The following is a 12699-nucleotide window of genomic DNA, read 5'->3' on the forward strand; positions in this document are numbered from 1 at the left end:
GTGCGGGGTGCGGCGGTCGGGCGGTCGGGCGGTCGGGCGGTCCGCGGGCACGGCCGCCGGACGCAGTGGCGGAGTGGCGGAGGGGGCGGCCGGTCCGGACGTGCCTATCGGTTCGGGAGCGGGGACGGGTCGGGCGACCGGGACGGATCCGGCAGCGAGACGGCCGCCGCGGACCGCGCCGCCGCCCGGCCCTGTGGCGGAGGTACCGCCGAGGGGCTCCGGCGCCGGGCCGGGGCGGCGGCCACCGCCTGCTCGTACACGGACATCAGGGCCTCGGCGCTGCGGGTGATGTCGTAGCGCCGCACCACCGGCGGAACCGGCAGCCGGCCCGGTCCATGGCGCCTCAACTCCCGGAGTGAAGTGGCGAGTTCGTGTACGCCGAGGCTGAAGCGGCGGGCGCCGGGGGCCTGGTCGGCGGGTAGTTCGTCGACTGCCGGGCAGCTGCCGTAGAGCACATGCAGCCCGGATCCGAGCGCTTCCAGGACGGCCAGCCCGAACGCCTCGTCCGGGGAGGGCGAGACGAAGACGTCGATGGCCGAGAGCAGGCCGGGGATATCGGGGCCGTCGGCTCCCTGCCCGTCGGCTCTCCGTCCGTCGAACGCCCCGTCGCGCTCGCCGAGCAGATGGATCCGGTCGCCCGAGCCGAACTGCTCCGCCATCCGGCGCAGCATCTCCCGCTCCGGCCCCGCACCCGCCAACAGCAGATGCACGCCCGGAAGTTGGGTCACCGCCCGGACCAGCACATCGAACCGCTTGCCGGGCACCAGCCGGCCGGCCCCGCCGACCACGAACGCGTCCAGCGGCAGCCCCAGCCGGGTGCGGACCAGGGCCCGGGCGGCCGGATCGAATGCAAAACGGTGTGCCTCGATGCCGCCCGGCACCACATGGATCCGCTGCTCCGGTACGCCCCAGCGGCGCAGCCGGGCGGCGACGGTGTCCGAGACGGCGACCGTCGCCGTCCCCAGCCGTTCGGTGGCCCGGTAGAGCGTACGGACGCCCCGGGTCAGCCGGCGGCCCTCGATGACCGCATCGCCCAGCGAGTGCTCGGTGGCCACCACGGCCCGTACGCCGGCCATCCGGGCGGCGATCCGGCCGTAGACGCAGGCCCGGTAGAGGTGGGTGTGCACCAGGTCGTAGCCGCCCTCGCGGATCAGTCCGGCGAGGCGGGGGAGCGCGGTCAGATCCCGGTTGCCGGTCATTCCGAGGTGGGTGACGGGGGTGCCGTCGGCCTCGATGCCCTCGGCGACCGGGCCCGGACGGGTCAGGGTGACGACCTCGCAGTGCGCGGGCAGCCGGCGCAGCAGCAACCGCAGCTGCTGCTCGGCGCCGCCCACGTCGAGGCCCGTAATGACGTGCAGAACCTTCACCGGATGCCTCCTGGGGTAGCGGCCGGGGTGGTGGTCTCGTAGGGGGGCAGCGCACGGCGGCGCAGCGGGTGCGGCGCGGGTTTGCGGTGCGGCGCGGGTTTGCGGTGCCGCCGCCAGGGGGTGTCCCCGGCGCCGAGGCGGAGCCGCGGCAGGGCGTACCGGCCGGTCAGCGGGCCGGGGGCGGGGGCGGGGGAACAGCTGCTGGGGCCGGCCGCGCGGACCGCCGCGGTCGCCCGGACCCTGACGGCGCCGGCCGGCGCACCCGTGCTCATCCGCCCTCCCGCCGCACCAGCCGGGCCACGGTACGCAGCAGGATCCGGAGGTCCTGCCACGGCGACCAGCTGTCGATGTAGAGGTTGTCGAAGCGGGCCCGGTCCTCGACGGAGGTGCCGCCGCGCAGCCCGTGCACCTGGGCAAGTCCCGTGAGGCCCGGCCGCATCCGGTGCCGGGCGTCGTACTCCGGGCAGGCCTGGGTGAACTGCTGGACGACGGAGGGGCGCTCCGGGCGGGGACCCACCAGGCTCATGTCGCCGCGCAGCACGTTCCACAGCTGCGGCAGCCCGTCCAGCGCGGTACGCCGCAGCAGCCGCCCGACCCGGCTCATCTGCCCGACCCGGCTCATCCGCCCGACCCGGCTCATCCGGTCGTCGTCCGCCGCGCCCCGCCGGCTCGCCTCCTCGTGCGCCTCGCGCCCGCGCAGGGTGCGGAACGTCAGCAGGGTGAAGCTGCGCCCGCCCCGGCCGGTCCGTTCCTGCCGGCAGAGCACGCCGGGCCCGTCGGCGAGCCGTACCGCGAGCGCACAGCCCAGCAGCACCGGGGCCGCGATCACCAGCGCCGGACCGGCCAGCGCGAGATCCAGCGCCCGTTTGCGCCGGCTGCCGTGTCGTGGCGGGGTGGTGTCCAGCCGCCGGCAGGCGAAGCCCCACAGCTGGTCGGTGTCCGGATGCGGCGGGCGGCCCTCGCGGGCGGCCGCCGGGCCGGCCAGCCAGATCGCCGAGCCCTGGTCGATGAAGCGGCGCAGCAGCGCGGCGGTGTGCGGATCGCCGTAGGGCGGCAGCGTGAACACCACGTCCCGCACGGTGTGCTGGATGACGGCCCGGGTGATGTCCGGCGCGGAGGTGAGCCGCGGCAGCGGCAGCGCTTCGCGGGCCGGGGGAGCGGCGGGCCCGCCGGGCAGCAGCGACGCCGGCGGGACCAGGCCCACCGGGCGCATGCCGTACTCGGGGCGGGCGTGCAGCACGGCGGCCAGCTGCCGGGCGGCCGGGTCGGTGCCCACGATCAGGGCGGCGCGCGGCCGGCGGCGGGCGGCGTTGCGGCGCGCCCGGTAGACCATGGCCCGGCCGCTGCAGAGCAGCAGGGTGTGTGCCGCCACCGCGCCCGCCGACAAGGCCGGTGGCAGCGCCCGCCCGGGGTCTGCGGCGGCGAGCACCGCGGCCACCGCGCACCAGAAGACGGCGGCCCGTCCCAGCAGCTTCGGCAGGTCGTTCAGCGCGCTCGGGGCGGGGCCTGGACGGTAGAGACCGGCCCGGTGGTGGAGCAGCAGCGCGGCCGGCACCATGGCGGCGAGCTCCGTCGGCGTCGCAGCGGCGCCGAGGACGAGCAGCGCGGCGCCCGTGGTGGCCAGGCAGTCGGCGGCCAGCAGCGGGGCGAGCGTCCGACGCCGCAGGCCGCGGCCGGGCCGGGGCGGAGGCAGGGTCTTCGGGCCCGGCCCGAGGGGCGGACGGCCCGCGGCGGTCGTCGGCCGGGGCAGCGCCGGCGGGGGCAGGACCCGGGCGAAACGGGGGGCGTCCGCGTGCTCCGTCGTCATCGGCTGATCCGCTCCCTGCTCTCCGGGTACGCCGCACCGAGCAGTTCGCGGTACAGGCCGAGGACGGCCCCCGCGGTCTGCCGCACGTCGTACGCCGCCCGCATGTGCTCCAGGGCCCGGTGGCCCAGCGTGCTGCGCAGCTGAGGGCGGGTCAGCAGGCCGCATACGGCCTGGGCCAGGGCGGCCGGGTCCATGGGCGGCACCAGACAGTGCGGTGCGGCCCCGGGCGGCAGGCTCTCCCGGGCCCCGCCGACATCGGTGAGCACCACGGGGCGGCCGCAGGCCATCGCCTCCAGAGGGGCCAGCGCCATGCCTTCCCGGTGTGACGGGAGGACGACCAGATCCGCCGCCCGGTACCAGGGGACGGCGTCCCGTGCCGCGCCCGCGAACCGCACTCCGGGTGGTGCGGCGGCATGCAGCAGCTCCCGGTCCGGGCCGTCGCCGACCAGCACCAGCCGGGCGTCCGGGACGGCGGCGCGGACCGCGGGCCACGCCCGCAACAGCGACAGCTGGCCCTTTCGCGGACACAGCCGCCCCACGCACACCACCAGCGGCGCGTCCGGCGGCAGATCGCCGAGTGCGGGCAGGTCCCGGCGCAGCGCCCGCCGCACCGCGTCCGCACGGTATGCGGGCGCACAACGGTCCAGGTCCACCCCGTTGCGGATCACCGCCCACCGGGCCGGCACCCCCGCTTCGGCGCCCCGCAGCCGCTCCGCCTCGCTCACACACAGCACCCGGTCCGCCCAGCGCGCGGCGTACCGCTCCCAGCCGAGCGCCAGCCGCGCCGCCGGCCCGTCGGCCGTCTCGAAGGACCAGGTATACGGCTGATGGACCGTCGGAATCCGGCCCCGTACGGCCAGGCGGGCGGCGAGCCCGGCCCGGGCGCCGTGCGTATGGACGAGGTGCGGGCCGATCCGCCGGATCAGCCGGGCCGGCCGTCCGGTCTCACCGGCGAGCGCCGGGCCCGGGGCGCGGCGGGCCGGCCACGGGACCACCTCGGCGCCCGCCGCGGCGGCGTCCCGGTGCAGCACCCCACCGGGCGGTGCGGCGACCACGGCCCGCAGCCCCGCCGCCACCTGGGCCCGCACCAGGTCGGTGACGACCCGGGCGATGCCGCCGTCGACGGGACGGGAGACGTGGAGAACCGTTGGCCGCTCTTGGCACTGCAGGTCTTGCGGCAGCACGCACTGCTCCCCTGATGACCGAGCTGACAGAACTCTCTACGGGAATTGCCGGGGCGCGCCGCTCAGCGCCTGGTATCGGTCCGGAGGAAGAGCGCGCCGAGCAGATATCCCGGATTGCGGGTGGTGAAGCGGAAAGTGAGCCGATTGCCGCCGGGCCGCAGCGCCGGCGTGCTGCCGAATACGTCGGAATCAATTCCGGGAGTGTTGCGGCGGTCGGGTAGCCGCTTCGACTGCCGGCCGAATTCGGTGACCGTCGGGTTCATGGTGACCGTCGGTTTCATCACGTCACGAGCCGGCCGGGCGGCAGCCCGTACCGTGTGCGCGTGGTGTCGGCCCGCTGTCGGCCCGCCCGGACGGAGAGCGCGTCATTTCCGCGGACCCGGTGGAGGTCGGTGCGCATACGACGCCGCGCGTGGTGCGGTCCATCGATTTCCGCATGTCTTCCTCTCCGACTTCAATCAGTCAAACTGGAGAGCACTCTGACAGAAATCATGCTGGAATCCGCGGCAGGCACGCCGGACCCCCCTCGGGGATTCCGATCAACGGAATACCGGACTTCGCCGGGGGGCGCCTTACCACCGGACGGGCTAATACTTACTGCCATAAGAGCTAATATCGTCCCGGACGGGGGAACACCCGCACCCCTGACTCATTTCGTTCGTTGTGACCGGTTGCCCCATTCACGAACTGAAAGGAGAATGGGATGAAGCGCTTTGTCAAGGCCGCCGCGGTGAGTGCGGCCAGCTGCGCCGTAGTACTGAGTGGCGCAGGCATTGCCTCAGCCAGCGGGGACGGTCACCACGGCGGTCGTGGTCACAACCACTACCGCAGCGACCACCGTGGTCTCTACAACCACCGTTCCGGCGCCAACGCGGCGGGCTTTGCCGCAGGCTCCCCGGGCATCCTCAGTGGCAACAATGTCCAGGTTCCGATCAACATCCCGATCAACCTGTGCGGCAACAGCCTCAGCGTTGCCTCGTTGCTGAACCCGGCCTTCGGTAACGTCTGCCTGAACCGGTGACCCGGCGCCGGTCCGGAGGGATATCGGGCCGGCACGGGTCGTGATGTGCAGTTGGCGGATCACTCCGGCCTCGGTCGCGGGTGGTCCGCCACTCTGCCCGGTACGGCCGGGCGCCCCGCCGTACCGGCCGCCGGCACCTCGCCGACCCCCGGCAGTACCTCGCCGACCCCCGGCAGCACCCGGCTGACCAGCGGTTACGGCCTCCGGGGCAGGGGCCATACTGGTGGGCATGGCGAAGAGCAGACGCGGGCGCGGCGGGCCGGAGTCCGTCACCGGGACGGTGGACGGCGGGCTTGCCGAGCTACGGCCCGACCGGGACCGCACGCGCGGCTGGACGCTGCTGATCGACGGTGCCCCGCAGTCCCATGTGGACCTCGACGACCCGGCCTATCTGGACTTCTCCTATCAGCGGCGGCTCGGGCACGTCGCCGACCTGGCCGGACCCACGGGCAAACCGCTGCGCGCCGTCCATCTCGGCGGCGGCGCCCTGACCCTGGCCCGCTATGTCGCGGCCACCCGCCCGCGGTCCACCCAGCAGGTGGTGGAGATCGACGCACCGCTCGTCGACCTCGTACGCCGGCAGCTGCCGTGGGACAGCGGCTGGCGGATACGGGTGCGCGGCGGTGACGCCCGGGCCGGCCTGGCGAAGATCCCGGACGGCTGGGCGGACCTGATCATCGCCGATGTCTTCGGCGGTGCGCGCACCCCCGCGCACCTGACCAGCACCGAATTCCTGACGGAGATACACCGGGCGCTGCGGCCGGGCGGGTTCTACGCGGCGAACCTCGCGGACGGGCCGCCGCTGCGGTTTCTGCGCGGCCAGATCGCCACGGCCCATACGGTCTTCCCCGAGCTGTGCCTGACCGCCGACCCGGCCGTACTGCGCGGCAAACGCTTCGGCAACGCGGTCCTGCTGGCCGCCGACGGCCCGCTGCCGGTCGCCGAACTGACCCGGCGGGCGGCCACCGATCCGCAGGCCGGACGGGTCGAACACGGCCGGGCGCTGCTGGACTTCACCGGCGGCGCGGCACCGGTCACCGACGCCACGGCCCTCGCCTCACCCGCCCCGCCCGCCGCGGCCTTCGACTGATGCCGGCCGCGGCCTCCGGCTGACCCCGGGCAGCGCCGCGCGGCGGTGCCCGGACCGTGGGGCGCTACGCCGTGGGGCCGGTGGTCTGCACGACCGGTGGATGGCCGTTCCAGGTGCAGAACACGGACGTATGGGCGGTGCCGGCGGAGAAGTCGACCCGGATCCACCCGTCCTGCTTCCACACCTGCATCTCCCAGCCCGCGTTCGGGGTCGCCGACACCAACTCGGCCGCCCGGCTGCCCATGTCGAAGACCACCCGTCCGCCCGCCGTGGAGTAACTCCCGACCCGGCCGTCGCCGGCCGGTACGGAGTCGCCCGGTGCGGTGGTGTCCGGGTACCGCGACCGGGGGGCGGTGCCGTGGGACGGGGCGGACGGGTGGGACGGGTGGGACGGTGCGCCGTCGGCGGGCGCCGGGGCATGGGCGGGTGAACGGGACGGCTTGGGGCGGTGGGTGGCGGAGACGCGCGGTGCGACCTCGTCCTCCCCCGCCCGTGCGGAGGCCACCTGGTCGGAGATCGGCAGTGCGCGCGGTGCGTCGTACGCCGTGCCGGACAGCACGGTGTGCACGCCGAACCACGACAGGGTGACCGCGGCGCCGGTCGCCAGCGTCCAGGCCGCCGCATGAACCAGTCCTCGTTGCATCCGGCTCATACTGCCCCACCCGACCGCCCGGTTGCAGCCCGTCCCGCACGCCGGAGTGCGCCGCCCCGCCGTCAACCTCGGGCAAGGAACCCCGCCCGAATGGCGTACGGTGCCGCCCATGGCACGTGTGCTCGTCGTCGAGGACGACCAGTTCGTACGCTCGGCCCTGATCCGGCATCTGACCGAGGCCGCCCACACGGTACGCAGCGTCGGTACCGCTCTGGAGGCGCTCCGCGAGGTGGCGCACGTCGGCTTCGACGTCGTCATCCTCGACCTCGGCCTGCCCGATCTGGACGGGGGCGAGGCGCTGAAGATGCTCCGCGGCATCACCGATGTCCCGGTGATCATCGCCACCGCCCGCGACGACGAGGCCGACATCGTCCGGCTGTTGAACGACGGTGCCGACGACTACCTCACCAAGCCGTTCTCCGTCGAGCACCTCTCGGCCCGGATGACGGCCGTACTGCGCCGCTCCCGGGCCGCCGCGGCCGGCGCGGATGCGCCCTCACGAGTGATCAGGGTCGGCGGCCTGTCCATCGACCCGCTGCGCCGGCAGGCCGAACTGGACGGCGTCACCCTCGATCTGACCCGCCGGGAATTCGACCTGCTGGCCTTCCTCGCCGGGCGCCCCGGCGTCGTCGTCCCCCGCAGGGAACTCCTCGCCGAGGTCTGGCAGCAGTCCTACGGCGACGACCAGACCATCGACGTCCATCTGTCCTGGCTGCGCCGCAAGCTGGGCGAAACCGCGGCGAAGCCCCGGTACCTGCACACGCTGCGGGGCGTCGGCGTGAAGCTGGAGCCACCGCGGTGAGCCGGGGGTACCTCCCAGCGGTAGCGGGGGGAGCACGCGAGGCCGCCGGGCTGCCGACAACGGCACCTGCCGCACCCCTGCGCCTCGCGGGCGGAGACGGGGGTGCCCCCGGACGGCTTCCGGGGGAGAAGGGTGAGACGCGGTGAGATGGGCCCTGGTCAAGGTGGCACTGGCGGTCACCGCCATGGTCGTGGTCGCGTTCGCCGTTCCCCTCGCACTGGTCGTCAAGGAGCTGGCCCGCGACCGCGCCTACTCCAATGCCGAACGACAGGCCGCCACCATCGGACCGGTCCTCGCCATCACCACCGACCGCACCCAGCTCGAACGCGCCGTCGCCAGCGCCGAGACGGGCCCCGGCGGCCGGATCGGCGTCCATGTCCCGGCGAGCGGCCGGAACGGCAAGCCCGCCGAGATCGGCGCCCGGCGCGCGGCGGACGCGGAGGTGGCGGCCGCCGTCAAGCTCGGCCGGGCGTCCATCTCCCCGGTCCCCGGCGGCTCCTCGCTCCTCCAGCCGACCGCCGTCGCCTCCGGTATCGCCGTCGTCGAGGTCTTCGTCCCCGACGCGGCACTCACCAGGGGCGTCACCACCTCCTGGGTGGTGCTCGCCGGGGTCGGCCTCGCGCTGATCATCGGCTCGGTCGCCGTCGCCGACCGGCTCGGCACCCGTATGGTGCGGCCCGCGAAGCGGCTGGCCGGCGCCGCCCACGACCTCGGCATGGGCAAGCTCGGCGTCCGCGTTCCGGAGGACGGCCCCGAGGAGCTGCGGTCCGCGGCGAGCGCCTTCAACGCGATGGCCGACCAGGTCGTCCAACTGCTCGCCAACGAGCGCGAACTGGCCGCCGACCTCTCCCACCGGCTGCGCACCCCGCTGACCGTCCTCCGGCTGAACGCCGCCTCGCTCGGCGACACCTCGGCAGCCGAGCAGACCCGGGCCGCCGTCGAGCAGTTGGAGCGCGAGGTCGACCAGATCATCCGCACCGCCCGTGAGCAGAAGGCCCAGACCCGGCAGGCGGCCTCCGCGGCCGGCTGCGACGCCGCCGAGGTGATCCGCGAGCGGATGGACTTCTGGTCGGCGCTCGCCGAGGACGAGGGCCGCACCGTCCGCATCGCCGGTGCGGACCGCCCGGTACGCGTCCCCGTCGCCCGCCCCGAACTCGCCGCCGCCCTGGACGCGATGCTCGGCAACGTCTTCCGCCACACCCCCGAGGGCACCGCCTTCGCGATCGATGTCCACAACGCCGAGGACGCGGTGATCGTGCTGGTCTCGGACGCCGGCGGCGGCATCGACGACCCGGACGCGGCGCTGCGCCGCGGCTGGTCGGGCGGCGGTGGTGGCCGGGGGCACCGCCCAGCGGCAGCCGGGGGCGGCTCCACCGGCCTCGGACTGGACATCGTGCGGCGGCTGGCCGAGTCCACCGGCGGCGATGTGCGCATCGGCCGCTCCGTCCTCGGCGGCACCGAGGTCCGGGTCTGGCTGGCGCTGGACGACCGGCGCGCCCGCCCCGGCGCCCGCCGCGGCCACCGGCTGCGCCGCACGCTCGGCGTCCGGCGCCGGCGGACCGCGCGCACCGGCTCCTGAACGTCCGCCCGCCGGGCATCCGCCCCTGCTTCTTAACCACCCCCTTCCGCTTCCTTAAGGCGTTCATAAGTCCCCCAACCTCCGCACCATTACCGACATTTGTCCGTTTCCCTGGCGCTAGCGTGCGGGACGCACCACGGTGCACCCCACCCCCCATGTGACGACAGGCAGGCACGAGATGAGTTCCTCGGCACACCGCCGGCGCAAGAGCCGCACCGCCACGCTGATCGTGAGCGGTGCGGCCGCCCTGGTCGCGGCCGGCGGCGCCTTCGCCGTCGCCGGATCCGCCCTGGCCGCAAAGGCACCGCGGACCACCGGCGGCGGCGGGGCCCCGAAGGCCGCGGCCGGCTTCGCTCCGTACGTCGACACCTCGCTCGCCCCCGCCTACGACCTGGCCGGCACCGCCCGGAAGACCGGGGTGAAGAACTTCCACCTGGCCTTTGTCACCTCCGGCGGCGGCTGCACCCCCAAGTGGGGCGGCTCCGGCGAGCTCGGCACCGACCAGGTGGCCCGGCAGATACCCGCTCTGCGCAAGGCCGGTGGCGACGTCCGGGTCTCTTTCGGCGGCGCCACCGGCACCGAGCTCGGGGCGGCCTGCGGCTCCGCGGACGAGCTGGCCGCCGCCTACGGCAAGGTCATCGACCGGTTCCAGCTCACCAAGGCCGACTTCGACATCGAGGGCGGCGCCCTGCCCGACACCGCCGCCAACTCCCGCCGCGCCCGGGCCCTCACCCAGCTCCAGAAGAAGCACCCCGCTCTGGACGTCTCCTTCACCCTGCCGGTCATGCCCGAGGGCCTGACCCAGGACGGGGTGAACCTGGTCGCCGACGCTAAGAGGAACGGCGTCAAGATCTCCGCCGTCAACATCATGGCGATGGACTACGGTCCCTCCTACAACGGCGACATGGGCACCTACGCGATCCGGGCCGCCACCGCCACCCAGGGGCAGCTCAAGAAGGCGCTCGGCCTGAGCGACGCGGCCGCCTGGAAGGCCGTGGCCGTGACCCCGATGATCGGCGTCAACGACGTCCACAACGAGGTCTTCAGGACCAACGACGCCACGGAACTGGTGAGGTTCGCCAAGAGCAAGCACCTGGCCCGGCTGTCGATGTGGTCCGGGGCCCGCGACCAGGCCTGTCCGGGCGGCGCCGGCACCTCGGCACAGCCCACCTGCAGCTCCATCGAGCAGAGCCCGCTGGCCTTCACCAAGGCCTTCGCCGCGTACACCGGCTGACCCCCACCGGCGGTCCGCTCCCCCCCCCCGACCGGACCGCTCGCCCCCGGGCGGGGCGCAGCGGGAATCCCCCACCCGCTGCGCCCCGCCGCCTGCTGCCTGGCGCCTGCGCGTCCCGCCGCTCGCTGCCTGCGCGTCCCGCCGCCCGCCGCCCGCGCGTCCCGCTGCCGCGCGCCCCAACTCCCGTGCGCGGCCCGCGTCCTCAGGCCGCACCGCTCCGTACCGCCGTGCGGAAGGCGATCGGGGTGGTGCCCGTCTGCCGCTGGAAGAACTTGCTGAAGTTGGGGGCGTCGGCGAAGCCCAGCCGGTCCGCGATCCGGGCCGCGGAACGGTCGCCGTGCGCCAGCAGCCGCTTGGCCTCCAGCACCACCCGCCGGTCGATGAACTCCTTGGCACCCACCCCGGCAACGGCCTCGGTGGCCCGGGAGAGGGTGCGCGGCGCATAGCCCAGCGCGCGGGCGTAGTCGGCGACCCGGCGGCTGCGGGTGAAGTCCCGCTCCACCGCGTCCCGGAAGCGCAGGTAGGTCGCGCTCGCCGCACAGGACCCGTCCCCGGCACCGTCCGCCCCGGTGCCCGGATACGCGGCCCGCAGCACCAGTACGGCCAGCAGATGCCGCAGCACATCGAGATGGATCTCCAGCGGCAGCCCGCCCAGCGCCCCGAACTCCCCGTGCAACTGCCGCATCGCCTCGTCCACCGCCCGGGCCGCGGCGCCCTCGGGATGCCGTACGGGCGGCCCGTACCAGTCCTCGACCCGGGCCGCGGCCGCGGTCGCCGGCTCCAGGAAACCGGCCTCGAAGAGCACCAGCCGCCCCTCCGCACCCGTCAGATCACCGAAGTGCTGGACCTGTCCCGGGCGCGACCACAGCAGATCACCCGGCGCCAGGACGTGCTCGCGGAAGTCGACGCTGTGCACCAGCCGGCCGCCGTCCAGCACCAGCAGATGGTGGAAACCGGGGCGGTGCGGGGCGGACAGCTGACCGGCGTCCGCGCGCGCCCGCAGCTCCGCGAGCGTCAGCACCTCCACCCCCGTCGGCCGGCCGGCCGGCGCGGAGAACGCCACCTCCGGGATCTCGGGAGGCAGCTCCCGGCCCGCCTGTCGCTTTTTGACCATCACCGGTCCCCTCGCTACCCCGAAGTGTCCTGCTCCCGCCTCTAGCGTAGAAGGCGTCAGCGCAACAGCTGACGGAAAACGGAAGTCCTCACCCGGACCTACAGAACAGCTGGGAGACCACCATGTCCGCGATCGCGCTCTTCGGGGCCAACGGCACCATCGGCAGCCGCATCCTCCACGAGGCCCTCCGGCGCGGCCACCGGGTCACCGCGGTCGTCCGCGACCCCGCGAAGATCACCACGACCCACCCGGACCTGACCGTGACCACCGGCGACGCCCTCGACCCGGCCTCCGTCGCCCTCGCGGCCAAGGGGCAGGACGTCGTGGTCAGCGCGGTCGGCGGCGGTGACGGACCGGGCCATACCGCCACGATCAGGCCCGCCGCCGAGTCCCTCGTCGCCGGTCTGCGCACCCTCGGCGACACGGCACCCCGGCTGATCTCCGTCGGCGGCGCCGGCTCGCTGCGCACCCCGGACGGCAAGCAGGTCTGGGACGCGGAGGGCCTCCCCGAGTTCCTGCTGCAGATCATGCACGCCCACGGCGACGCGCTGGACTTCTACCGCTCCGTCTCCGATGTGCGCTGGACCAGCCTCAGCCCGGCCGCCACCATCGAGCCCGGCGAGCGCACCGGCAGCTACCGCACCGCCCTCGACGACCTGATCACCGACGACGGGGGCACCAGCCGGATCACCGCCGAGGACTACGCCGTCGCCGTCGCCGACGAAATAGAGCAGCCCCGCCACATCGGCGAGCGCTTCACCGTCGGCTACTGAGCCGCGGCACCCGGCTCCTCGACCGGCCGCACCGGCTGCCCGTCCACGCCCGCAGAAACGCCAAGGCCCCCGACCT

General features: G+C 74.6%; 12 protein-coding genes and 1 pseudogene. 6 read left to right on the forward strand and 7 right to left on the reverse strand.

Features of this window, described 5'->3' with window-relative positions:
• Positions 1 to 104 precede the first annotated feature (104 nt).
• The 5 genes from ACF088_RS10975 to ACF088_RS10995 form a co-directional block, all read right to left on the reverse strand.
• The gene (locus ACF088_RS10975; protein ID WP_392375316.1) at positions 105 to 1367 is read right to left on the reverse strand and encodes a glycosyltransferase; all 1263 of its coding nucleotides are present in this window, start codon (positions 1365 to 1367) and stop codon (positions 105 to 107) included.
• Entirely contained in the window at positions 1364 to 1639 is a 276-nt protein-coding gene (locus ACF088_RS10980) for a hypothetical protein (RefSeq protein WP_392375318.1), read from the reverse strand. Before ACF088_RS10980 ends, ACF088_RS10975 begins: the two co-directional genes overlap by 4 nt.
• Complete coding sequence (locus ACF088_RS10985; protein WP_392375320.1) at positions 1636 to 3174, reverse strand: sugar transferase; 1539 nt, start codon at positions 3172 to 3174, stop codon at positions 1636 to 1638. Before ACF088_RS10985 ends, ACF088_RS10980 begins: the two co-directional genes overlap by 4 nt.
• A complete protein-coding gene (locus ACF088_RS10990; RefSeq protein WP_392375322.1) occupies positions 3171 to 4358 on the reverse strand; it encodes a glycosyltransferase family 4 protein in 1188 nt (395 codons plus the stop codon). The genes ACF088_RS10985 and ACF088_RS10990 overlap by 4 nt, the downstream gene beginning before the upstream one ends.
• Positions 4359 to 4420: 62 nt before the next feature.
• The gene (locus ACF088_RS10995) at positions 4421 to 4639 is read right to left on the reverse strand and encodes a hypothetical protein (protein ID WP_392375324.1); all 219 of its coding nucleotides are present in this window, start codon (positions 4637 to 4639) and stop codon (positions 4421 to 4423) included.
• Between the two features lie 422 nt (positions 4640 to 5061).
• Here ACF088_RS10995 and ACF088_RS11000 point away from each other — a divergent pair, with 422 nt between their 5' ends.
• The gene (locus tag ACF088_RS11000) at positions 5062 to 5379 is read left to right on the forward strand and encodes a chaplin (protein ID WP_392375326.1); all 318 of its coding nucleotides are present in this window, start codon (positions 5062 to 5064) and stop codon (positions 5377 to 5379) included.
• A gap of 229 nt (positions 5380 to 5608) precedes the next feature.
• Complete coding sequence (locus tag ACF088_RS11005) at positions 5609 to 6469, forward strand: spermidine synthase (protein ID WP_392375328.1); 861 nt, start codon at positions 5609 to 5611, stop codon at positions 6467 to 6469.
• A gap of 64 nt (positions 6470 to 6533) precedes the next feature.
• Here ACF088_RS11005 and ACF088_RS11010 read toward each other — a convergent pair whose 3' ends face one another.
• Positions 6534 to 7112 carry a hypothetical protein gene (locus ACF088_RS11010; RefSeq protein ID WP_392375330.1) on the reverse strand — a complete coding sequence of 193 codons (579 nt, stop codon included), beginning with the start codon at positions 7110 to 7112 and terminating at the stop codon, positions 6534 to 6536.
• Between the two features lie 118 nt (positions 7113 to 7230).
• Between ACF088_RS11010 and ACF088_RS11015 the strand changes: the two genes are divergently transcribed.
• The 3 genes and pseudogenes from ACF088_RS11015 to ACF088_RS11025 all read left to right on the forward strand — a co-directional run.
• On the forward strand, positions 7231 to 7923 hold the full coding sequence (locus ACF088_RS11015; RefSeq protein WP_392375332.1) for a response regulator transcription factor: 693 nt from the start codon (positions 7231 to 7233) through the stop codon (positions 7921 to 7923).
• Positions 7924 to 8065: 142 nt separating this feature from the next.
• Positions 8066 to 9502: a sensor histidine kinase gene (locus tag ACF088_RS11020; protein WP_392375334.1), complete on the forward strand. Its 1437-nt coding sequence runs from the start codon at positions 8066 to 8068 to the stop codon at positions 9500 to 9502.
• Between the two features lie 304 nt (positions 9503 to 9806).
• Positions 9807 to 10736, forward strand: a pseudogene (locus ACF088_RS11025) (chitinase); the annotation flags it as partial.
• A gap of 202 nt (positions 10737 to 10938) precedes the next feature.
• Here ACF088_RS11025 and ACF088_RS11030 read toward each other — a convergent pair.
• The gene (locus tag ACF088_RS11030) at positions 10939 to 11850 is read right to left on the reverse strand and encodes a helix-turn-helix domain-containing protein (protein WP_392375336.1); all 912 of its coding nucleotides are present in this window, start codon (positions 11848 to 11850) and stop codon (positions 10939 to 10941) included.
• Between the two features lie 122 nt (positions 11851 to 11972).
• Here ACF088_RS11030 and ACF088_RS11035 point away from each other — a divergent pair, with 122 nt between their 5' ends.
• Entirely contained in the window at positions 11973 to 12623 is a 651-nt protein-coding gene (locus ACF088_RS11035) for an NAD(P)-dependent oxidoreductase (RefSeq protein ID WP_392375338.1), read from the forward strand.
• Positions 12624 to 12699 lie beyond the last annotated feature (76 nt).

Source organism: Streptomyces sp. NPDC015125 (genome assembly GCF_043080045.1).
Classification (GTDB): Bacteria; Actinomycetota; Actinomycetes; order Streptomycetales; family Streptomycetaceae; genus Streptomyces.